Origin of the sequence: Mycolicibacterium flavescens (assembly GCF_001722335.1) — a bacterium.
Classification (GTDB): domain Bacteria; phylum Actinomycetota; class Actinomycetes; order Mycobacteriales; family Mycobacteriaceae; genus Mycobacterium; species Mycobacterium flavescens.
Window position 1 is genome coordinate 225,036 of record NZ_MIHA01000005.1, and the last position, 20,378, is coordinate 245,413.

The window sequence follows — 20,378 nt, forward strand, 5'->3', positions numbered from 1 at the left end:
CCGAGTGTGAAATGACGGCGAGAAATCCCGCTGATTCTCGCCAAGGATTCACACTCGGCGCACCGCCGCGCCTTGCACACCGATGCCGCGAACACCGAGAGCCCAACCGCCTGACGGCGACGTCATTTTCACCTATCGTGGGCGCGTGGCCGAAATCGACCGCAGCCGTACCATCGCCGCAACTCCCACCCAGATCTGGGCCGTCCTGTCCGATTTCGGTGGGCTCAGCGGGTGGGTCGACAAGATCGACCACTCGTCGATCCTGACCCGCGGCCCCGACGGCGAGATGGTCGGCACCACGCGCCGCGTGCAGATGGGCCGCAACACCGTGGTCGAACGCGTCACCGAGTGCGACCCGCAGTTCGTGCTCGCCTACGACATCGAGGGGCTGCCGAAGTTCCTCGGCCGGCTCGGCAACCGCTGGACCCTGGAGGCCACCGGCGCCGGCGAGACCGTCGTGACCATCACCAGCAGCGCCCGCCTCGGCGCCGGCAAGACCCAGCGACTCGTCGAGCGCCTGGCCTGCCGGCTGGTGGCCCGCGAGTCCGACGCCATGCTGGCCGGGCTCGCTCAGCGATTGGAGAACCCGTGACCGACCGCCCCGACATCGTGATCGTGATGACCGACGAGGAGCGGGCGATCCCGCCGTACGAGGCACCCGAGGTCCTGGCCTGGCGCAACTACACGCTCAGCGGCCGCAAGTGGTTCGACGACCACGGCGTCAGCTTCGTCAGGCACTACACCGGATCGCTGGCGTGTGTGCCCAGCCGCCCGACGATCTTCACCGGCCACTACCCCGACCTGCACGGCGTCACCCAGACCGACGGGCTCGGCAAGTCCGCCGACGACTCCCGCATGCGCTGGCTGCGGGCCGGCGAGGTGCCGACGCTGGGCAACTGGTTCCGCGCGGCCGGCTATGACACCCACTACGACGGCAAGTGGCACATCTCCCACGCCGACCTCACCGACCCCGCCACCGGCCGGCCGCTGGCCACCAACGACGACGACGGCGTCGTCGACCCCGACGCGGTGCAACGCTACCTCGACGCGAATCCCCTTGACCCGTACGGCTTCTCCGGATGGGTCGGACCGGAGCCGCACGGCGCGTTGCTGGCCAACTCCGGGATGCGACGCGACCGCCTGATCGCCGACCGCGTCGTCGCCTGGCTGACCGACCGCTACGCGCGCCGCCGCGCCGGCGACCCCGAGGCGATGCGCCCCTTCCTGCTGGTCGCCAGCTTCGTCAACCCCCACGACATCGTGCTGTTCCCGGCCTGGCAGCGCCGCAGCCCGGTGCGGCCGTCGCCGCTGGACCCGCCGCACGTGCCGCCGGCACCGACCGCCGACGAGGACCTGTCCACCAAACCCGCCGCGCAGATCGCCTACCGCGAGGCCTACTACTCCGGCTACGGCCCGGCCCCCGCGGTCGACCGCACCTACACCCGCAAGGCCCAGCAGTACCGCGACCTCTATTACCGGTTGCACGCGGAGGTCGACGGGCCGCTGGACCGGGTGCGGCGGGCGGTCACCGACGGGTCGACGGACGCGGTGCTGGTGCGCACGGCCGATCACGGGGATCTGCTCGGCGCGCACGGCGGCCTGCACCAGAAGTGGTTCAACCTCTACGACGAGGCCACCCGGGTGCCGTTCGTCGTCGTCCGCATCGGCGCCCGCCAGACCGAACCGCGCACCGTGACCGCACCCACCTCGCACATCGACATCGTCCCGACGCTGCTGGACGCGGCCGGCGTCGACGTCGAGGCGACGGCCGCCAAGCTGGCCGAGGAGTTCACCGAGGTGCACGAACTCCCGGGGCAGGATCTGATGCCGGTGGTCGACGGCGCACCGGCCGACGAGTCGCGCGCGGTCTACCTGATGACCCGCGACAATGTGCTCGAGGGCGACACCGGCGCCTCCGGTCTGGCGCGCAAGCTCAAGCGGGGTACGAATCCGCCTGCGCCCCTGAGGATTCGGATCCCGGCGCATGTGGCGTCGAACTTCGAGGGCTTGGTGGTGCAGGTCGACGGGCATCTGTGGAAGCTGGTGCGCACCTTCGACGACCCGGCGACGTGGACCGAACCCGGGGTCCGGCACCACGCGGCCAACGGTCTCGGCGGCGACGCCTACCGGTCGTCGCCGCTCGACGACCAGTGGGAGCTCTACGACCTGACCGACGATCCCGCCGAGAGCACCAACCGCTGGGCCGATCCGGATCTGCACGAGCTTCGTCAGCACCTTCGTATGCAGCTCAAGCAGGTGCGGGCGGCCTCAGTGCCCGAACGCCACCATCCGTGGCCGTACGTGTCGCGCGCCAAACTTTGATCCCTGACCGCCAAACGCGGTACGGTTCGACCAGGTTGATTCCCCAGCCTCGCGGAAACGTCACGGCGGCGATCTGACTCCCCGCCGGAGGACACCGGACCTCGACGTCAGCCGACCGACCACTGGTTGACGTGTTGGGGGTTGATGTCCGGGAATCCGCTTGAGGGCATCTGCCCGGCGCGCTGCCACGATCCAGCGGCGCCGGGTGGGTACAGTCGGGATGCTCGATCAGCACTACAGCTCGTTTCGGCCGAAGCGACGCATCATCTCCGGCGGCGGCGAAAGCCCCGCCGGACAACCCACTGCGCGTCGTCGTGTGACACGTACCGCTGAAGGACTGTAGTGAGCGAATTTACCGAGACCATGTATCGCAATGCCCGGTGGAGCACCAACGGGATGGTGACCGGTGAGCCGGGCGCCCCCGTCAAACACACCTGGGCCGAGGTCAACGAACGCGCCAGCCGCATCGCCGGCGGGCTGGCCGCCGCGGGTATCGGGCACGGTGACGCGATCGCCGTGCTCGCCGGTGCACCGGTCGAGATTGCGCCTACCGCACAAGGCATTTGGATGCGCGGCGCGAGCCTGACGATGCTGCACCAACCGACTCCTCGCACCGACCTGGTGCGCTGGGCCGCCGAGACCACCGCGGTGATCACGATGATCGCGGCGAAGGCCGTCGTCATCTCCGATCCGTTCATGGCCGCCGCGCCCGTGTTGGCCGATCTCGGAATGACCGTGCTGACCATCGAATCACTGCTGACCGGTCCGTCCATCGATCCGGTCAACACCACCGACGACGACGTCGCGCTGATGCAGCTCACGTCCGGATCGACGGGTTCCCCCAAGGCCGTTCAGATCACGCACGCCAACATCGTCGCCAACGCCGAGGCGATGACCGTCGGTTGCGATTTCGACATCAACACCGACGTGATCGTCAGCTGGTTGCCGTGCTTCCACGATATGGGCATGACCGGCTACCTGACCGTGCCGATGTTCTTCGGCGCCGAGCTGGTGAAGGTGACGCCGGTCGACTTCCTCAGCGATACGTTGTTGTGGGCCAAGCTGATCGACAAGTACAAGGGCACCATGACGGCCGCGCCGAACTTCGCGTACACGCTGTTCGCCAAGCGGCTGCGCCGTCAGGCCACCCCGGGTGAGTACGACCTGTCGTCGCTGCGGTGGGCGCTGTCCGGCGCCGAACAGGTCGACCCGCTCGACGTCGAAGACCTCTGCGAAGCCGGCGCACCGTTCGGGCTGCGGCCCGAGGCCATCGTTCCCGCCTACGGGATGGCCGAGACGACGGTGGCCGTGTCCTTTTCCGAATGCGGGCGCGGAATGGCCGTCGACGAGGTCGACGCCGACCTGCTGGCTGTCCTGCATCGCGCCGTGCCCGCGGTCAAGGGGCACACCCGTCGCCTCGTCAAGCTCGGCCGCCCGCTGGAGGGCCTCGAGGTGCGGGTGGTCGACGAGGACGGTGCAGAGATGCCGCCTCGCGGCGTCGGTGTCATCGAGGTCCGCGGCGACCCGGTGACCAGGGGTTACATCACGGTGGCCGGGTTCATCCCCGCCCAGGACGAGCGTGGCTGGTACGACACCGGCGACCTGGGATACCTCACCGAGACCGGCGAGGTGGTGGTGTGCGGGCGCCTCAAGGACGTGATCATCATGGCCGGGCGCAACATCTACCCCACCGACATCGAGCGGGCGGCAGGCCGCGTCGACGGCGTGCGGCCCGGCTGCGCGGTCGCGGTGCGCCTGGACGCCGGGCTGTCACGCGAGACGTTCGCGGTTGCGGTGGAATGCAAGAACTACGCCGACAGCGACGAAGTCCGCCGCATAGAGCGGCAGGTCGCGCACGAGGTCTTCAGCGAGGTCGACGTGCGGCCGCGCAACGTCGTGGTGCTCGAACCGGGCATGATCCCCAAGACTCCGTCGGGCAAGTTGCGGCGCGCGCACGCGTTGTCGCTCGTGAGCTGACTGTCGGCGCCGCACGCCGGGTACATTCGGGCACAGCATGGCTGATTACGACGCCCAAACGGGTCGCGAGTCGGTCCCGGACACGGATCTGTCCAGCGCGCAACGCGACGCCGACGAGGCCGATCTGCATGCCGGGCTCGCGGGTGTGGCGGGGCTGGTGGCCGGCGCCCGCCCGGTGGTCGATCTCCTCGGCGACGTGGCCGGGTTCGCCGCACGCGCCATACCGGACGTCGACGGTGCCGGTGTCGCGCTCGCATCACTCGACGGTCGCGGAAACCTGGAGACCCGCGCCGCCACAGCCGATTTCGTGTGGGAGATCGACGGCGTCCAGTACGACGAGTTGAACGAAGGACCGTGTCTGACGGCCATGCAGACCGCACGGCCGACGGTCAGCGGCTCGCTGGGCAGCGATCAGCGGTGGCCGCACTTCGGTGGGCGGGTGGCGCGCATGGATGTCCATTCGGCGCTGTCACTGCCACTGGTCGTCGACGACCGGGTGATCGGCGTCATCAACGCCTACGCCAGACAGCGCGACGCGTTCGGCGAGCACGCCGTGCAGCTGGGCACCCAGTTCGCGGGGCCGGCGGCGGTGTCGGTGTACCACGGCCAACTGCTCGCGCACGCCCGGGAACGGACGGCGCAGCTGCAGCGGGCGCTGGCCAGTCGCGCGGTGATCGACCAGGCGATCGGGATCATCCGCAGCCGGTCGGGCGTGACGGCCGAGGAGGCGTTCGACCGGCTGACCCGGTTGAGCCAGGCCGAGAACATCAAGCTCTACGTGGTCGCCGAGCGGTTGGTGGACGAGGCCGTTCGCCGCGCCCGGGCCCGTCAGCAGCCGTGATCAGGGCTCCAGCGTCAGCTGTCCGCCGAGGATGTCGCGGGCGACCTCGCTGCCGCTGCGCCCGCTCGAGTACGCGTGGGCGCGGAGCCGCGCCAGTGCGGCGGCCGGCTCGATCCCCAGCTGCGCGACGAGCATCCCGGTGGCCTGGCTGACGTCGGCACGCGAGACCGCGTGCAGGTCGGCCCAGGCGCTGCTGTCGGGGTTGGCGACGGCGGCCGCGAGATCGCTGTCGAGCAGGTCCAGCAGAGCGGCACCGGCGATCTCAGCGGCCACGACGGCACCCGCGTGATCGTCTCGGCTCAGCGGGCCGGGCCGGGCCCGGAACAGGTCCAGTGCGCCGACCGATTCACCGCCGACCGCGACGGGCAGCGCGAACACCCCGCGGACGAAGAGGTCGACCATCGCCAACGCGTACATCGGCCACCGTCGCTCTTCGAGGTCGGCGAGGTCGTTGACCAGGATGTGCATCTGCTCGGTGACGGCGTCCAGACAGGGTCCTTCGCCGAGGCTGAACTGCATCTCGTCGTACCTGCGCGCCGCCGCGTCGCTGCACCCCAGCGTGCCGGTGTTCACGCCGTCGAAGACCAGCGAGATCGCTGCGGCGTCGACGTCGAACGCGCTCACGCACGCTTCACAGAGCCGGTCCGCGGCGGCCACCCCGTGTAGGCCGTCGACGGCCGACAGGAGCTGCTCGCGGATCACCATGATCAGTCGGGCGCCGCCGACGCCCCCGCCAGCTGCGCGACGAGCTCGTTCGCCAACCGCAGGTACTCCGCGGCCACCGCCGACCACGCCATGTCAGGTGCCAGCCGCCGCGCCTCGGCGGCCATCGCGCCCGAGAGCCGCGGCTGCGTCACGACCTGGCGTAACACCGCGGCGAGGCCATCTGCGTCGTCGTGGTCGACCACCGCGCCCGCGCCGTTGCTGAGCAGTTCCACCGCGTGCGGGAACGCCGTGGCCACGACCGGCCGACCGTGCGCGATCGCCTCGACGAGCACCGCGGACGCGGTCTGCTCGGTGGTGTCGTAGGGCAGTACGATCACCGCGGCCTGCTGCAGCAGCGTCGACAGCATCACCCCGTCGTAGTGGCGCGCGTCCAACGACACCGACCCGGTGACGCCGGTGCGGCGCGCCTGTTCGATCCGGGCGTCGCGGTAGCTGTCACCGTCGACGGCGAGCACCCGCGGATGGGTGGGTCCGGCGACCACGTACCGGGGCTGACCGGGAACGTCCTTCAGCGAGGCCATCGCGTCGATGACCCGTTCGACGCCGTCGCCGGGAGCGAGCCACCCCCAGGTCAGGATGGTGGGCCTGCTGGGCCGCTTCATCCGCATGGGACCGGGAATCGTGGCGCCGTAGGGGACGACGGCGATTCTGCCGCGGTCCACCGCGTACTCGCGGCTCAGGCACGCGTACGCGGCCCGCGACATGACGACGAGCCGGTCGGCCGCTGCGGCGATCGCGTGCACACTCGAGCGTTGTTGTGCGGTCGGGCTTTTCGGCACGGAATGCAGCACGGCGATCGACGGCACGGATAAGCGGCCGACGTGGTCGGCGAGCTCACCGGACGCGGCATCGCAGTCGTGCTGGACGATCGCGACGTCGGCATGGCCGAGCAGCGAGGCGTCGACGACGCGGGTGTCCACATGCGCACGTTCCATCGCGCGCGACAGCCCGGCGCCGAACCGTGCCAGCGCACATGCGTCCGGGGTCGGTGTGTCGAGGATGCTCAAGCGGCGAACGCGTTGCCGGGCAACGGGCTTGACGGCCTGGATCGTGGGCATCGCGTTCAATGCTGTCCCAACTGAAGGTTGGTTTCCGGCGTGTCCGGCGTGAGCGGATGCTCGGCGAGATCAACGGATGTTCGGCTGATCATCTGCGGATTAGCTGGGTTTCCAACATCTGCGACGGTACACCCTCTTCACTCCGACACCCGGGGTAGGGTCGTGGCATCGGGACCATTCAGGCCCCCACGATCTGATCAAGGGGCCAGCCGTGTCTGACAAGTCTCCTCGCCAGTCCATGACCAAGAAATCGGGTAAGTCGCTCAAGGAGAAACGGGCCGATAAGCACGCGAAAGCCGCAGCCAAGCTGTCGGCCGTCGAGTCGACCATGGAGCGCAACAAGCGCTGAGGCGTCAGCCCGCCGCGAACTTGCGCTCCGACGCGGTTTCCGGCGCGTCGTCGCTCGTCGCGATCAAGAGGCTGTCGGGAAGCGCGAGTTTGTGGATCGTGCGCAGCGTCAGAAGGTACTGGCGCGCAAGCGGACCCGTCGTGTAGGGCAGGCCGTACTTGTCGCAGATCGCCCGCACCCGCACCGCGATCTCGGCGTAGCGGTTGCTCGGCAGGTCGGGAAACAGGTGGTGCTCGATCTGGTAGCACAGGTTGCCGCTCGAGAACGCCATCACCGGCCCGGCGTGAAAGTTGGCCGCGCCCAACATCTGACGGAGATACCACTCGGGGCGGGATTCTTCTTTGAGCACATCGGCGGTGAATTTCTCGGCGCCGTCGGGGAAGTGCCCGCAGAAGATCACCACGTACGCCCACAGGTTGCGCAGCAGGTTCGCGACGACGTTTGCGCCCAGGGTGCGCCGCCACCGTCGACCGGTCAGCGCCGGGACGACGACGTAGTCCTTGACCGCCTGGCGGGCGATCTTGCCGACCAGCCGCCGCCGTTCGCGGGTGATGCGCTCGGTGTCACCCTCGGCCCGGTCGCGTTCGGAGTGCACCCCGTGCAGCGCGATACCCCACTCGAAGATCAATGCCAGCAACATATTTCGAACCGGCTGCAGCAGGTGTACCGGCTGCCAGGGGATGTCGCGCGATATCCGCATGATCCCGAAGCCGAGGTCGTCGTCGACTCCGACCACGTTGCTGAACACGTGGTGGCGGTAGTTGTGCGAGTACCGCCACTGCGCCGAGACCGCGACCATGTCCCACTCCCAGGTGCTGGAGTGGATCTCGGGATCGTTCATCCAGTCCCACTGACCGTGGCCGACGTTGTGCCCGATCTCCATGTTCTCGACGCTTTTGGCGTAGGCCAGCGCCGCGGTGCCGGCGAGCCAGCCCGCCCTCGACCGGGTGCCGGCGATGAGCAGACGCGCGGCGACCTCGAGCGCACGCTGGAAGACGATCGTGCGCCGGATGTAGGCGGCGTCCTTCTCGCCCAGCGACTCCTCGATGTCGGCGCGGATGGCGTCCAACTCTGCGCCCATCGCCTCGATGTCGGCCTGGGTGAGATGGGTGTAGGCACCGATATCGGTGATTGCCAATGGATTCCCTGTGTCGTCGCGCGGATGGTGCGGGTGGGGCTTGTGTGCAAACCGGGTAGGGCGGACCACCGGCCGAAAATGACGGCAGCGCTCGGCGTACCACCACTGTAATGAGGTACCGCGCCGGTGTCGATGTGGCGGACGGACCTGTTCAGCCGATCGACACCAGTTCGTCGACCGAGTCACCGGGTAGCTCACCGTCGACGACCGCGGTCACCGCCAGCTTGTCCAGCGCGATGGTGCCGCTGTGGTTGGACAGGAACGCGGTGTCGGCGGCGTCGCGTCCGGTGGCGATGCGCACCAGCGACGAGCGCGGCGCCAGCAGGGTGCCGTCGACCACCCGCCACTGGCCCTCGACGAATGCCTCGACCACCGCATGGAAATCCATCGGATACAGGCCCGGGGCGTACACCGACACCATCCGGGCGGGCACGGTGACCGCGCGCAGCAGCGCGACCACCAGATGGGCGAAGTCGCGGCACACGCCCGCACCGGAGAGCAGGGTGTCGACCGCCCCGTCGATCGGATCACTGGACCCGGGCACGTAGTTGAGCCGCGTGCCGACCCAGGACGACACCCGCTCCAACAGCGTGGCGGAGTCGGCGAAGATGCCGAATTCCGTTGCGGCGAAACCGTAGAACTTGTCGGCTTCGGCGTAGCGGCTGGGCCGCAGGTAGGCGAGCAGGTCGTATGCGGTGACCGGCGGCGGCTCGGCCCGGCCGAGGATCGTCGCGGTGTACTGGACCGACAGTGTGCCGCCACCGGCGGGCAGCGTGTGGATGCGGGTGCCGTGCGGACCGGCGATCTCGACGGGCTCGACCTGTTGGCCGTTCAGGGCGACCGACAGCTGTTCGGTGACCTCGACGCCGGGCTGCTGCGCGACCGCGATCTGCAGTTCCAGGTGCGTCGGCTCGGTGATCTCGACCTGCAGCTCGACGCCGACCTCTCGTCTCATCGTTGGAGGATCAGCTGCCTGTCGACAGCAGCGAGTCGACGGTCGAGGTGTTGTCGGGGGCGGCCGCGGCCATCGTGATGGCGTGTGCGAGGTCGGCGTCGGTGCGCGACGGCACCACGAGCAGAAGCAACTGGTTGCCCAGGTTGTCGAGGACGCCGATCGTGTTGGCCGGCTGCCGCTGATATCCGTCGAGTTTGACGAAGCGCTCGTTGACCAGCATCTTTCGTGGCGCTTCGGTCCACTCGTTGAGGTTGTAGGTCACCCGGGCCACCCCGCCGAGGCGGATTGACAGGACGCTCAGCAGATCGGGCAGCTCGACAGGCAGATCCTCGCTGTGCGGCCACCACGCGCCGTCGACGTGCCCGTTGGCGGGCGCTTTGCGCTTGAGCCGAAGCCGCGGGGTGTTGTCCGGCCCGTCGTGGGGGCCGTCGTGGCGGTGCCCGGAGTCGGTGGAAGTTTGTTGTCGTGCCATGGGGTTGATCCCGCCTGAGCCGACGCGCGGCTCATCAATCGAATCGGCGACGACACGATCCCAGATGGCCGTATACGAGGAGCCGCCGATACGTCCAGCCTACGGCACAGATCACCGGACGGCATTTCCGTTACGGCGCTTCTGAATACGTACCCGCAAAACGAAATGTGGGCCGGTGGGTAAACCCACCAGCCCACAAATGTTCGATCGTGACTAGACGGCGCTTACGCCGACTGCCTGAGGTCCTTTAGCGCCCTGTTCAATCGTGAACTCGACGCGCTGGTTCTCCTCCAACGAGCGGAAACCGCCACCCTGAATCTCGGAGTAGTGGACGAAAACGTCCTTGTCGCCGCCGTCAGGAGCGATGAAGCCGAAGCCCTTTTCGCCGTTGAACCACTTCACAGTTCCCTGTGCCATACTTTTCCAACTTCTTTCATCTTGACTGGATGTCGAAGAACATCCCGTTGAAGGCTAGCACGGCCGGCCGGAAATGCCGGTGTAGTGTCAGCAATGAACCGTTTCGTTTGTCGAGGTGTTCCCGCCCCGGCAGGGCTGACCTGATCACCGAGCGATCCGATTCGTCTTGCAACGAAGGAAATTTCAGTGAAACAGGCGACCCAGCGGCGTAGCGCCAGTCCGATCCGGCTCACCATGGTCAGCGCTCCGGGCGAGGGCCTGGACGGTGCCTGGTGGCCGCGGACCCCGTCGATCGCCCGCGAACTCCCCCAGCTGATCGACGCGCTGCGCGCCTCGCTGGGACAGGTCGTCGACATCAACATCAACTGGTCGTCGGCCAACGCCGTTCCCGATCTCGACATGCTGACCCGCCGCGGTATCGGCGCGCTTCCCGGGTGGAAGGACCGCCCGCAGCGGGTGATGTGTGTGGTCGGTGAGGAGGCGCGGGCCAAGCTGTTGGTCGTGCCGTGCCACACCACCCCGGCGCTGGCGGTGATGGTGCTGCGGCATGCCGCCGGCCTGCCCGTCGACAGCCGCCACTACGACTCGGCGCGCTATCTGGCGGCGTTCGACATCGTGGAGGCCGCCCGCGCGGTCTGCGCCGGCCAACCCGAGCCCACCAGCTAACCCCCAGTCGGGGCCGCGAGCGTGCGCCGCGGTGTTTCCACCGCTTGTGCACGCGCTTCGAATCGCGCTGAACCTAACCGGTGACGCCGCCGCGATCGCCGGGCAGCCTTTCCGGGTGACTCGTGTGATCCGCTTCAACGCCTTCGACATGAACTGCGTCGCCCATCAGTCCCCCGGTCTGTGGAAGCACCCGGACGACCAGTCGTGGCGCTATAAGGACCTGGAGTACTGGACCGAACTGGCCAAGCTGCTCGAGCGCGGCCGCTTCGACGGGCTGTTCATCGCCGACGTGCTCGGCACCTACGACGTCTACGGCGCCGGCGACGAAGCCGCCATCCGCCAGGCCGCCCAGATCCCGGTCAACGATCCGATGCTGCTGGTGTCGGCGATGGCGCTGGTGACCGAACACCTCGGCTTCGGCGTCACCACCGGCACCGGCTTCGAGCACCCGTACCCGTTCGCCCGCCGGATGTCGACGCTCGACCACCTCACCAAGGGCCGCATCGGCTGGAACGTCGTCACCGGATACCTGCCCGCCGCGGCACGCAACATGGGCCAGACCGACCAGCCCGCACACGACGCCCGCTACGACCACGCCGACGAGTACCTCGAGGTGCTCTACAAGCTGTGGGAGGGGTCGTGGGAGGACGACGCCGTCGTGCGCGACGCCGCCGGCGGGGTGTTCACCGATCCGGCCAAGGTGCACCACATCGGCCACCAGGGAACGCATTTCAGCGTGCCGGGTGTACACCTGTCCGAGCCGTCGCCGCAGCGCACCCCGGTCATCTACCAGGCCGGCTCGTCCCCGCGCGGTGTGCGGTTCGCCGCCGAGAGCGCCGAGGCGATCTTCACCGCGTCGCCGACGAAAGCCATTCTGCGCCAGACGGTCAGCACCATCCGCCAGGAACTCGAGATCGCCGGCCGTGACCCGTATTCGGTGAAGATCTTCAACCTCTCGACGATCGTCACCGCCGCCACCGACGAGGAGGCGCACGCCAGGCTCGCCGAGTACCTGTCCTACGGCGATCCCGAGGGCGCGTTGACGTTCATGTCCGGGTGGATGGGTGTCGACCTGTCGCGCTACGGGCTCGACGAACCGGTCGGCAACGTCGACTCGAATGCGATCCTGTCGGCGGTCAAGGCCTTCCAGTCCGCCGATCCCGACGGGCGCGAATGGGCGGTGCGGGACATCGCCGAGTGGGGCAAGATCGGCGGGATGGGCCCGCGGTTCGTGGGTTCCGGTGTCAGCGTGGCGGATTCGCTGCAGGAGTGGGTCGAGGAGACCGACGTCGACGGTTTCAACCTGGCGTACGCGATCACACCGGGTTCGTTCGCCGAGTTCGTCGACCATGTCGTGCCGGTGCTGACCGAGCGCGGCGCCTACCAGTCGTCGTACACGCCGGGCACGTTGCGCCACAAGCTGCTCGGCAACGGCGACCGCCTACCCGAGGACCACCGCGGTTCCGGCTATCGGGTCGGCGGGCATCGCTCGACGATCATCGACCGGCCATCCACGGTGCCGTCGTCCTCGGCATCGACCGCTTCGCAGCCGACCGGAGGGCGCTGACATGACGATCCAACTGCACTGGTTCCTGCCCACGTACGGCGACAGCCGGCTCATCGTCGGCGGCGGTCACGGAACGCCGATCGGCGCCGCACACGGTGACCGCGACGCGTCGATCGACTACCTCGGTTCGATCGTGCGCGCCGCCGAGAGCTTCGGGTTCACCGGGGCGCTGATCCCGACCGGCGCCTGGTGCGAGGATGCGTTCATCACCGCCGCGCTGTTGGCCCGCGAGACAACGTCGTTGGCGTTCCTCGTCGCCTTCCGTCCCGGTCTGGTCAGCCCGACGCTGTCGGCGCAGATGGCCGCGACGTTCGCGCGGCACGCGCCGGGCCGCATCCTGCTCAACGTGGTGGTCGGCGGTGAGGCGCACGAGCAGCGCGCGTTCGGCGACCACCTCGACAAGGACGGCCGCTACCACCGCTGCGACGAGTTCCTCGAGGTGGTCCGCCGGCTGTGGGCCGGCGAGAAGGTGACGGTGAACGGCGAGCACATCAGCGTCGAGGACGCCACGATTCCGACGCTGCCGAACCCGGTGCCGCCGTTGTACTTCGGCGGCAGCTCGGCGGCCGCGGGTCCGGTCGCGGCCCGGCACGCCGACGTGTACCTGACGTGGGGTGAGCCGCCGGCCGCGGTGCGCGAGAAGATCGACTGGATCCGGGGTCTTGCCGCCGAACAGGGCCGCGAGGTGCGGTTCGGCATTCGCCTGCACACGATTTCGCGTGACACCGCCGACGAGGCGTGGGCGCAGGCCGACAAACTGGTCGCCGCCTTGGACGACGAGACGGTCGCCAACGCGCAGAAGGGCCTGCACCGCAGCCAGTCCGAGGGGCAGAAGCGGATGCTGGCGCTGCACGAGCAGGCCCGCAGCGACGGCAGCTGGCACGACGCCCGGTCCCTGGAGATCGCGCCGAACCTGTGGGCCGGTGTCGGACTGGTCCGCGGCGGCGCAGGCACGGCGCTGGTCGGCAGCCACGCCGACGTCGCCGAACGCATCGCGGAGTACGCCGACATCGGCATCGACGAGTTCATCTTCTCGGGCTACCCGCACCTGGAGGAGCTCTACTGGTTCGGCGAGGGAGTCGTGCCGATCCTGCGCGAACGCGGCCTGTACAAGGGTGCGGCGACGACGGCCACTCCGGCGTCGATCCCGTTCGTGAGCGGCTCGCGGTGATCACGACGGCCGACGAGGCGCTCGACGTCGCGGCCAAGCTGTCGGCCGAGTTCGACGCCGAAGCCTCCACCCGCGACGCCGAACGGCGCCTGCCGCACGAGCAGGTCGCCGCGCTCAAGGAGTCGGGGCTTCTGGCGCTGACCGTGCCCGTCGCGTACGGCGGGATCGAAGCACCGGCCACGGTCCTGGCCGAGGTGTTCCGGCTGATCGCGCACGCCGACCCGTCGCTGAGCCAGATTCCGCACTCGCACTTCGTGTTTCTCGAAGCGCTGCGGCTGCAGGGCACCGACACTCAGAGGGCGTACTTCTACGGTCAGGTGCTCGGCGGCGCGTTGCTGGCCAATGCACAGTCCGAGCGCGGGCCGCACACCATCGACGTCGACACCACCACGCTGGTCCCCCAACCGTCGGGCGACTACCTACTCACCGGCCGCAAGTTCTATTCGACCGGAGCGCTGTTCGCCGACTGGGTGCTGGTGCGGGCCTCCCTCACCGACGGCGCGACCGTCCCGACCGCGACGACGCCCAAGGCCGTCGCGTTCGTGGCGCGCGGCGCCGACGGCGTCGAGGTGGTCGACGACTGGGACGGTATGGGCCAGCGGACCACCGCGTCAGGAACCGTCACCCTCGACGGCGTCGCGGTGCCCGTCGAGCACGTCGTGCCGTTCTCCCCGATCTTCGACGGGCCGTCGGTGTACGGCGCGCGAGCGCAGTTGCTGCACAGCGCGATCGACGTCGGCATCGCCACCGGTGCGCTCGCGGCAGGGATCCGCCAGGCCGAGCGGGCGCGGCCACACTTCGAGGCCGGGGTCGCGACCGCGGTCGAGGACCCGACGCTGATCACCGTCGCCGGGGAGTTGGCGATCACCGTGCGCGGTGCGCAGGCGCTGCTGGAGTCGGCGGCGAGGGCAGTCGATCACGCGTCGGCGAACCTGACCGCCGAGTCGGCGGCCGAGGCGTCGATCGCCGTCGCCGCGGCGAAGGTCGCGGCGGTGCGGGCGTCGCTGGAGGCATCGAACGTGTTGTTCGAATTGGGCGGTACGAGAAGCGCTTCGGCGTCAGCCAATCTGTCGCGCTACTGGCGTGACGCCCGCACACACACGCTGCACGACCCGACGCGGTGGAAGGTGCAGCACATCGGCCGCTACACACTCTCGGGTACTCCGCCGCCGCGCCACGGCCAGCTCTAGGACCGCAGGTACGGGTCGAGCAGCTGAGACCACGCGTTGTCGAGCCGCTCCCATTCGTGCTCGCAGCCGTCGGCGCGGTCCTGCGGCAGCCCGCCTTCGCCGACGAGCTCGGCGCTGCCGTCCGGATCGGCGCCGTAGATCCAGCACTGCAGGTTGTAGACCCTGGTCTCGTCGAGTGAGTGCGGGTCGGCGAAGTCCTCGGCGCCCAGCTCGCCGCGTTGTTCTCCGAGCGCCTGGAAGGTGCGGGCGAAATCCTTGACCGCTTGGACAGATTCGGGGTCGGGCTTGCCGTCGTCGCCGGGCTGCAGCAGCACGTAGGCGGCGAGCTGGTCGGCGACGTCCTCTTCGCGGCCGGTGGCCGGAAGGTCGTAGAGGCTGATCACCATGTGCCCGACCTCGTGGTAGAAGGTCGCGGTCTCGGCGTTGAGCATCGCGGTGGTGGGGTCGGCCACACCGTCGTCGGTGAAGGTCCGCAGCGCCTCGTCGGCGTCCTCGTAGCAGATGGTGACGCTGTCCTCCGAGGAGTCCCAGAACGCATTGGCCTCACCGCATTCCGAGCCGAGCAGCGCGACGTCGCGCGGCAGGATCAGCGACTCGTTGATGCCGGCGGCGAGGTCTTCGAGCAGCGTGTTGTCCTGCACCAGTTCTCGACCTCGCACCGCTTCGGGGCTCTGCGCATCCTCGTAGGTCACGATCATGGTGCCGCCGTCCTCGACGTCGGCGTCCTCGATGCCGGCGACCTCCTCCTCGGTGACTTGCGCCTGGGGAGATGGCGAGGCCGGCGGCTGCTGTTGCGGGCCCGCACATCCGGCGACCACCAGCGCGAGCGCTCCCACCGACACAATGCCACGACGCATGACCACTCCCTAGCTTCCCTACTTAATTGACACCGTCGCAGATTCTGCCACGGCGGAGGGTCGCTTCGCGGAAATTGGCCGTGCGGGGCGGGTTATCCGTCGGTGTAGTCGGCGCTGAGCCAGCGCAGCGGTCGCATCCGGATCGCGATCGAGGTCGGCGTGAGGTTCTCGTCGGTGAACGTGTTGCCCTCTTCCTCGCCGAGGTACCGGATCGCCAGTCCGCGCACGTCGGCGTCGACCGCCGGGCCGATGCTGGTGACATCGCCCTCGGCGGTGACGTAACGGTACGGCGGCGCCTCGTCCTGCGCGGTGATCGCGAACCGGCCGGCGTCCCGGATGAGCCGATGCTTGACCGTGGCCTCCTCGGTCCACAGCAGCACCTCGCCGCCGGGCTCGTAGCCGTACCAGATCGGCACGCTCAACGGCGCCCGGTCGGGCCGTTCCACCGCGATCACGCCCACGTGCACGTCGGCGAGGAACTTTTCCCGGTCGTCCTTGCTCATCTTGGCCATGACTCAGCCAACCGCTGCGACGCCGGTCACATTCCCGCGCCGGTCCGGTACCCGCGAAAGTCCCAGGTGACCGCGCAGCGTGGTGTGCCGGTATTCGCGACGGAACAGCCCGCGCTCGCGCAGGATCGGCACCACGTGGTCGACGAACAACTCGAGTCCCGACGGGAACACGTCGGGCATCAGGTTGAACCCGTCGACCGCCCCCGCGACGAACCACTCCTCGATCGCGTCGGCGATCTGTTCGGGGCCGCCGATCACCAGCCGGTGCCAGGTGATGACGCGGTCGAGCAGTTGGCGCACGGTCAGGTTCTCCCGCCGCGCCAGGTTCACCACGATGTCGCGGGCGCCCTGTGATCCGGTGTCGGTCACCGCGCCGTCGAGCAGATACCGCGGCAGCGGTTTGTCCCACGACAGCTCCGACGGGTCCACCGAGATCTGCCCCGCGAGGTGCGCCAGCCGGCGCTCGCCTGCCAGGTCGTTGAGTTCGTCGTTGCGCCGGCGGGCCTCCTCCTCGGTGCTGCCGAGCACGAACGACAGTCCCGGCATGATCCGCACGGCGTCCCGCGGCCGTCCGTATGCCGCTGTCCGCGTGCGGATTTCCTCGGCGTTCCGCAGCGCGTCCGGCAGCGACGCCTGCGCGGCGAAGACGCCGTCGGCGTACTTGGCCGCCAGGTCCAGCCCGCCGGCGGACCCGCCGGCCTGGAACAGCACCGGATGCCCCTGCGGGGGCCGCGGCAGGGTCAGCGGCCCGTCGACGCGGTAGAACTCGCCGCGGTGGTCGATGGTGTGGATCGCGCCGATCCGGCTGAACGCGCCGCTGGCCTTGTCGGCGAGCACGGCGTCGTCGTCCCATGAATCCCACAGCGCGCGAACCACATCGATGAACTCGGCGGCCTGACGGTACCGGTCGCGCCGGTCGGGCTGCCCGGAGCCGCCGAAGTTGTTCCACGCGTATGGGTCGCTGCTGGTGACGACGTTCCACGCCACCCGGCCGCGGCTCAGATGGTCCAGCGTCGCGAACCGTCGCGCCAGGTTGTAGGGCTGCTCGAACGACGTCGACACCGTGCCGATCAGCCCGAGATGTGTGGTCACCGAGGCCAGCGTGGACAGCAGCACGATCGGATCCAGCGCCAGCGGCGGCGCGGTCAGCGGCGCGTCCGGCGGCTGGAACAGCGAGGGGCTGTCGGCCAGGAACAGCGCGTCGAGCGTGCCGCGTTCGGCGATGCGGGCCAACTCGATCCAGTAGGCGGGATCGGTGAACCAGTTCGGGTCGGCGTCGGGGTGCTGCCACGCCGCCGGGTGCATCCCGTCGGAGAGCACGTTGACGCCGAGATGCAGCTCGCGTTCGGTCATGTCGGATCGCCCGGCAGCGCGAGCTTTTTCACCTCGGGGTCCTCGGCGATGTAGATCTGCACGCGGGGGTCGGTGAACGCCTTGATCAGGTTCTGGACGTTCTCGGAGTCGACGTAGTCGCTGCCGACGGTCAGCACCGAGGCGAACTCGTCGGGCGAGGTCGGCGCGAAGATCAGCTTGTCCTCGGGCACCCCGGCGGCCAGGAACGATTCGGCGTAGCCGACGATCGCGTCGAGATCGCGCAGCGCGCGCGGTTGGGCCGCCAGGTCCAGCAGCGTGAATGTCAGGTTCTTGGGGTTGTCGACGATGTCTTTCGTCGTCAGCGCCGTGATGTCGGCGTCCGGTCGCAGCGTGATCAGCCCGGCCTGACTGAGATACCACAGCGCCTGCGCGTTGTTGGCGGGGTCCGACGGCAGCGACACGCTCGCGCCGTCCGGAAGGTCCTGCGGCGTCTTGTACTTGTCGGACCAGATGCCGAACACCCAGTGGAAGAACGGCCCGGTGACGGCTTCTTCGCGGAAGCCCGGATTGGCGTCGAGCACCTGCTGCAGCCAGTGCCGGTGCTGGAAGATCGTTCCGGCGTAGCGACCGTCGCTGACGGCCTGGTTGATCTGGGTGCTGTCACCGAGTCCGACAGCACCGACCTTGACGCCGTAGTCGGGGGCGATGTTTTCGGCGATGTACTCGATGATCAGCTTCTCGGCGGGGTTGGAGTCGAGGTAGACGACGTCGAGTGTGGCGCCTGCGGTTTCGATCGGTGACGTGCTGTTGCCGATGCGCGCGACGACGAATGCGGCGACGACGGCCACCACCACGATCGCACCGATCACCAGGTAGGGCCACTTGCGCCGCTTGCCGATCGTGAAGCCGTGGGGTTCACCGCTGACCGAGACAGACTCGTCGATGCTCATGGCGCAAGCGTGCGGTCCGACCCCTTCGCAGACCACGGTTTGAATCAGGGTGAATCGTCGGTCATTGATTCATGCTGAGCGCAAAGGTATTGACGGGGACCGCCGTTTGGCACGGTCGTGGCGGCGATGCTCCCTGCGCGCCGAACCCTTCCCGCAAGGACTTTCCTTCCCCATGATCGAACTGACCGACCTGACCAAGGTCTACGGACGCGGCGACGACCGCACGGTGGTGCTCGACCGGATCAACTTCCGCGTCGAGCAGGGCGAGATCCTCGCCGTCGTCGGCCCCAGCGGCGCCGGCAAGAGCACGCTGGCGCAGTGCATCAATCTGCTGACGTTGCCGACCGCGGGGTCGGTCGTCGTCAACGGCGAGGACCTGACGACGTTGTCGTCGCAGAAGCTGCGCGTCGCGCGTCGGCGGATCGGCACGGTGTTCCAGTCGTCGGGGCTGTTCGAACGGCGCACGGCGGCCGAGAATGTCGCGCTGCCACTGGATTACCTCGGGGTGACCGCCGACGAGTCGCGCAGGCGGGTCGCCGAACTGCTCGACCGGGTCGGCTTGACGTCGCGCGCGAACCACTACCCGTTTCAGCTGTCGGGGGGTCAGCGGCAGCGGGTCGGGATCGCGCGGGCGCTGGCGCTGCGGCCGTCGGTGCTGCTGAGCGACGAGGCCACCGCAGGCCTGGACCCGACGACGACGTCGTCGGTGGTGGACCTGCTGCGCGAACTGCGTGACGATCTGAACCTGTCTATCGTGTTCATCACCCACGAGATGGACACCGTGCTCAAGATCGCCGACTCGGTCGCGCGGCTGGACCACGGCAGCATCGTCGAATCGGGCCGGGTGGTCGACCTGTTGACCGACCCGGCGTCGTCGTTGGGCGCCGAGCTGCGCCCGCAAGGCGTCGCCGCCGATGCTGCTGACGGGCAACGGATCTGGCAGGTGGTGTACGACGCGCCGGATGTGCCGTCGGACTGGATCTCTCGCGCGTCGACCGATCTCGGCGCCCCAGTGGCGGTGCTGGGCGCCTCGGTGCAGTCGGTCGGCGGGGTGACGGTCGGCAGCGCGACGCTCGGTATTACCGAGGCGTTGAGCGCACGGGTGCCGGAGGTGTTGCGGCGCTACGGCCTTGCCACCGTCGGAGCGAGAGCCGCGCAGGAACTGGAAGGCGTGGCATGACCGAGACCGTCCTGGCCAACGCCAAGGTTCCGGCCAACGAGCTGCCCGCTCTGCTGTTCCCCGCGCTGCTGGACACGCTGATCATGGTCGGCATCGTGATGACGATCGTCGTGCTCGTGGGTGTCCCGCTCGGCGCACTGATCCACAACCTCGCCCCGGGTGGACTGTTCGAGAACCCGACACTGCACACAATTCTGAGTTGGATCATCAGCATCGGGCGGTCGCTGCCGTTCCTGATCCTGATGGCGTCGATCATGCCGTTCACCCGGTTCATCACCGGAACCAACATCGGCATCGCCGCGGCGGTGGTGCCGATGTCGCTGGCGGGTATCGCGTTCTTCACCAGGATCGTGGAGAACTCGCTGCGGTCGGTCCCGCCGTCGGTGGTGCAGGTGGCGCGCGCCTCGGGCGGGTCGCGGTTGCAGATCATCCGCACCGCGCAGGTCAGCGAGGCCGTGCCGTCGATCCTGGGCGGCCTGACCATCAACGTCATCGCGATGATCGAGTACTCCGCCATCGCCGGCACCATCGGCGCGGGTGGGATCGGCTACGTCGCAGTGACATACGGATATCAGCGGTTCGACCAGGGCGTCATGCTGGCCACCATCGTCATCCTCGTCGTCACCGTCGCGGTCGTTCAGCTCAGCGGCGACGCGCTGGTCCGATTCACCACTCCCCGTGCGCGGATCCGCGCAGCGGCGGCCTGAAAGAGGTAG

Annotated in this window: 20 protein-coding genes; 10 read left to right on the forward strand and 10 right to left on the reverse strand. The window is 68.8% G+C overall.

What is annotated here, in order from left to right:
- Window positions 1-82: 82 nt before the first annotated feature.
- The 4 genes from BHQ18_RS09015 to BHQ18_RS09030 all read left to right on the forward strand — a co-directional run bounded on the left by BHQ18_RS09015 (window position 83) and on the right by BHQ18_RS09030 (window position 5,140).
- Window positions 83-592 (forward strand): SRPBCC family protein, encoded by a 510-nt coding sequence (locus BHQ18_RS09015; protein ID WP_084293960.1) that lies wholly within the window; start codon window positions 83-85, stop codon window positions 590-592.
- On the forward strand, window positions 589-2,322 hold the full coding sequence (locus BHQ18_RS09020) for a sulfatase-like hydrolase/transferase (protein WP_084293961.1): 1,734 nt from the start codon (window positions 589-591) through the stop codon (window positions 2,320-2,322). Before BHQ18_RS09015 ends, BHQ18_RS09020 begins: the two co-directional genes overlap by 4 nt.
- 342 nt (window positions 2,323-2,664) lie before the next feature.
- Entirely contained in the window at window positions 2,665-4,299 is a 1,635-nt protein-coding gene (locus BHQ18_RS09025; RefSeq protein WP_069413240.1) for a fatty acyl-AMP ligase, read from the forward strand.
- A 37-nt stretch (window positions 4,300-4,336) separates the two neighbouring features.
- Window positions 4,337-5,140: a GAF and ANTAR domain-containing protein gene (locus tag BHQ18_RS09030; RefSeq protein ID WP_069413241.1), complete on the forward strand. Its 804-nt coding sequence runs from the start codon at window positions 4,337-4,339 to the stop codon at window positions 5,138-5,140.
- Here the strand turns inward: BHQ18_RS09030 and BHQ18_RS09035 are convergent, their stop codons facing one another.
- The 6 genes from BHQ18_RS09035 to BHQ18_RS09060 all read right to left on the reverse strand — a co-directional run bounded on the left by BHQ18_RS09035 (window position 5,141) and on the right by BHQ18_RS09060 (window position 10,255).
- A complete protein-coding gene (locus BHQ18_RS09035; protein WP_069413242.1) occupies window positions 5,141-5,845 on the reverse strand; it encodes a GAF domain-containing protein in 705 nt (234 codons plus the stop codon).
- 2 nt (window positions 5,846-5,847) lie between these two features.
- On the reverse strand, window positions 5,848-6,924 hold the full coding sequence (locus BHQ18_RS09040; protein ID WP_069413243.1) for a glycosyltransferase: 1,077 nt from the start codon (window positions 6,922-6,924) through the stop codon (window positions 5,848-5,850).
- Between the two features lie 353 nt (window positions 6,925-7,277).
- A complete protein-coding gene (locus tag BHQ18_RS09045; protein ID WP_069413244.1) occupies window positions 7,278-8,411 on the reverse strand; it encodes a fatty acid desaturase family protein in 1,134 nt (377 codons plus the stop codon).
- Between the two features lie 151 nt (window positions 8,412-8,562).
- The gene (locus tag BHQ18_RS09050) at window positions 8,563-9,366 is read right to left on the reverse strand and encodes a transglutaminase-like domain-containing protein (RefSeq protein WP_069413245.1); all 804 of its coding nucleotides are present in this window, start codon (window positions 9,364-9,366) and stop codon (window positions 8,563-8,565) included.
- Window positions 9,367-9,376: 10 nt separating this feature from the next.
- On the reverse strand, window positions 9,377-9,838 hold the full coding sequence (locus BHQ18_RS09055; protein ID WP_069413246.1) for a DUF5994 family protein: 462 nt from the start codon (window positions 9,836-9,838) through the stop codon (window positions 9,377-9,379).
- Window positions 9,839-10,051: 213 nt separating this feature from the next.
- Window positions 10,052-10,255, reverse strand: coding sequence for a cold-shock protein (locus BHQ18_RS09060; RefSeq protein WP_069413247.1), 204 nt, complete (start codon window positions 10,253-10,255; stop codon window positions 10,052-10,054).
- Between the two features lie 186 nt (window positions 10,256-10,441).
- On the opposite strand from BHQ18_RS09060, the gene BHQ18_RS09065 reads away from it, so the two are divergent.
- The 4 genes from BHQ18_RS09065 (at window position 10,442) to BHQ18_RS09080 (ending at window position 14,849) form a co-directional block, all read left to right on the forward strand.
- Entirely contained in the window at window positions 10,442-10,921 is a 480-nt protein-coding gene (locus BHQ18_RS09065) for a DUF5994 family protein (protein WP_084293962.1), read from the forward strand.
- A gap of 115 nt (window positions 10,922-11,036) precedes the next feature.
- The gene (locus tag BHQ18_RS09070; RefSeq protein ID WP_069413346.1) at window positions 11,037-12,488 is read left to right on the forward strand and encodes an LLM class flavin-dependent oxidoreductase; all 1,452 of its coding nucleotides are present in this window, start codon (window positions 11,037-11,039) and stop codon (window positions 12,486-12,488) included.
- A 1-nt stretch (window position 12,489) separates the two neighbouring features.
- Window positions 12,490-13,659, forward strand: coding sequence for an LLM class flavin-dependent oxidoreductase (locus BHQ18_RS09075; protein ID WP_069413248.1), 1,170 nt, complete (start codon window positions 12,490-12,492; stop codon window positions 13,657-13,659).
- The gene (locus BHQ18_RS09080) at window positions 13,656-14,849 is read left to right on the forward strand and encodes an SfnB family sulfur acquisition oxidoreductase (RefSeq protein ID WP_069413249.1); all 1,194 of its coding nucleotides are present in this window, start codon (window positions 13,656-13,658) and stop codon (window positions 14,847-14,849) included. Before BHQ18_RS09075 ends, BHQ18_RS09080 begins: the two co-directional genes overlap by 4 nt.
- Here the strand turns inward: BHQ18_RS09080 and BHQ18_RS09085 are convergent.
- The 4 genes from BHQ18_RS09085 to BHQ18_RS09100 all read right to left on the reverse strand — a co-directional run bounded on the left by BHQ18_RS09085 (window position 14,846) and on the right by BHQ18_RS09100 (window position 18,482).
- Complete coding sequence (locus BHQ18_RS09085) at window positions 14,846-15,706, reverse strand: DUF4344 domain-containing metallopeptidase (RefSeq protein ID WP_069413347.1); 861 nt, start codon at window positions 15,704-15,706, stop codon at window positions 14,846-14,848. The two genes, BHQ18_RS09080 and BHQ18_RS09085, sit on opposite strands and share 4 nt — an antisense overlap.
- 92 nt (window positions 15,707-15,798) lie before the next feature.
- Entirely contained in the window at window positions 15,799-16,218 is a 420-nt protein-coding gene (locus BHQ18_RS09090) for a pyridoxamine 5'-phosphate oxidase family protein (protein ID WP_205866068.1), read from the reverse strand.
- A gap of 3 nt (window positions 16,219-16,221) precedes the next feature.
- A complete protein-coding gene (locus BHQ18_RS09095; RefSeq protein ID WP_069413250.1) occupies window positions 16,222-17,571 on the reverse strand; it encodes an LLM class flavin-dependent oxidoreductase in 1,350 nt (449 codons plus the stop codon).
- Window positions 17,568-18,482, reverse strand: a complete 915-nt coding sequence (locus BHQ18_RS09100; protein ID WP_069413251.1) for a MetQ/NlpA family ABC transporter substrate-binding protein — start codon at window positions 18,480-18,482, stop codon at window positions 17,568-17,570. Before BHQ18_RS09100 ends, BHQ18_RS09095 begins: the two co-directional genes overlap by 4 nt.
- Window positions 18,483-18,654: 172 nt before the next feature.
- Between BHQ18_RS09100 and BHQ18_RS09105 the strand changes: the two genes are divergently transcribed.
- Both BHQ18_RS09105 and BHQ18_RS09110 read left to right on the forward strand, forming a co-directional pair.
- Window positions 18,655-19,662, forward strand: coding sequence for a methionine ABC transporter ATP-binding protein (locus BHQ18_RS09105; protein ID WP_069413252.1), 1,008 nt, complete (start codon window positions 18,655-18,657; stop codon window positions 19,660-19,662).
- Window positions 19,659-20,369, forward strand: a complete 711-nt coding sequence (locus BHQ18_RS09110; protein WP_069413253.1) for a methionine ABC transporter permease — start codon at window positions 19,659-19,661, stop codon at window positions 20,367-20,369. The genes BHQ18_RS09105 and BHQ18_RS09110 overlap by 4 nt, the downstream gene beginning before the upstream one ends.
- The last annotated feature ends 9 nt before the right edge of the window (window positions 20,370-20,378 follow it).

Coding starts and splice junctions, on each gene's coding strand:
- BHQ18_RS09085 (WP_069413347.1), bottom strand. CDS start 15,706: ATGCGTCGTGGCATTGTGTCGGTGGGAGCGCTCGCGCTGGTGGTCGCC.
- BHQ18_RS09095 (WP_069413250.1), bottom strand. CDS start 17,571: ATGACCGAACGCGAGCTGCATCTCGGCGTCAACGTGCTCTCCGACGGG.
- BHQ18_RS09055 (WP_069413246.1), bottom strand. CDS start 9,838: ATGGCACGACAACAAACTTCCACCGACTCCGGGCACCGCCACGACGGC.
- BHQ18_RS09110 (WP_069413253.1), top strand. CDS start 19,659: ATGACCGAGACCGTCCTGGCCAACGCCAAGGTTCCGGCCAACGAGCTG.
- BHQ18_RS09035 (WP_069413242.1), bottom strand. CDS start 5,845: ATGGTGATCCGCGAGCAGCTCCTGTCGGCCGTCGACGGCCTACACGGG.
- BHQ18_RS09075 (WP_069413248.1), top strand. CDS start 12,490: ATGACGATCCAACTGCACTGGTTCCTGCCCACGTACGGCGACAGCCGG.
- BHQ18_RS09050 (WP_069413245.1), bottom strand. CDS start 9,366: ATGAGACGAGAGGTCGGCGTCGAGCTGCAGGTCGAGATCACCGAGCCG.
- BHQ18_RS09015 (WP_084293960.1), top strand. CDS start 83: ATGCCGCGAACACCGAGAGCCCAACCGCCTGACGGCGACGTCATTTTC.
- BHQ18_RS09040 (WP_069413243.1), bottom strand. CDS start 6,924: ATGCCCACGATCCAGGCCGTCAAGCCCGTTGCCCGGCAACGCGTTCGC.
- BHQ18_RS09030 (WP_069413241.1), top strand. CDS start 4,337: ATGGCTGATTACGACGCCCAAACGGGTCGCGAGTCGGTCCCGGACACG.
- BHQ18_RS09100 (WP_069413251.1), bottom strand. CDS start 18,482: ATGAGCATCGACGAGTCTGTCTCGGTCAGCGGTGAACCCCACGGCTTC.
- BHQ18_RS09090 (WP_205866068.1), bottom strand. CDS start 16,218: ATGGCCAAGATGAGCAAGGACGACCGGGAAAAGTTCCTCGCCGACGTG.
- BHQ18_RS09060 (WP_069413247.1), bottom strand. CDS start 10,255: ATGGCACAGGGAACTGTGAAGTGGTTCAACGGCGAAAAGGGCTTCGGC.
- BHQ18_RS09105 (WP_069413252.1), top strand. CDS start 18,655: ATGATCGAACTGACCGACCTGACCAAGGTCTACGGACGCGGCGACGAC.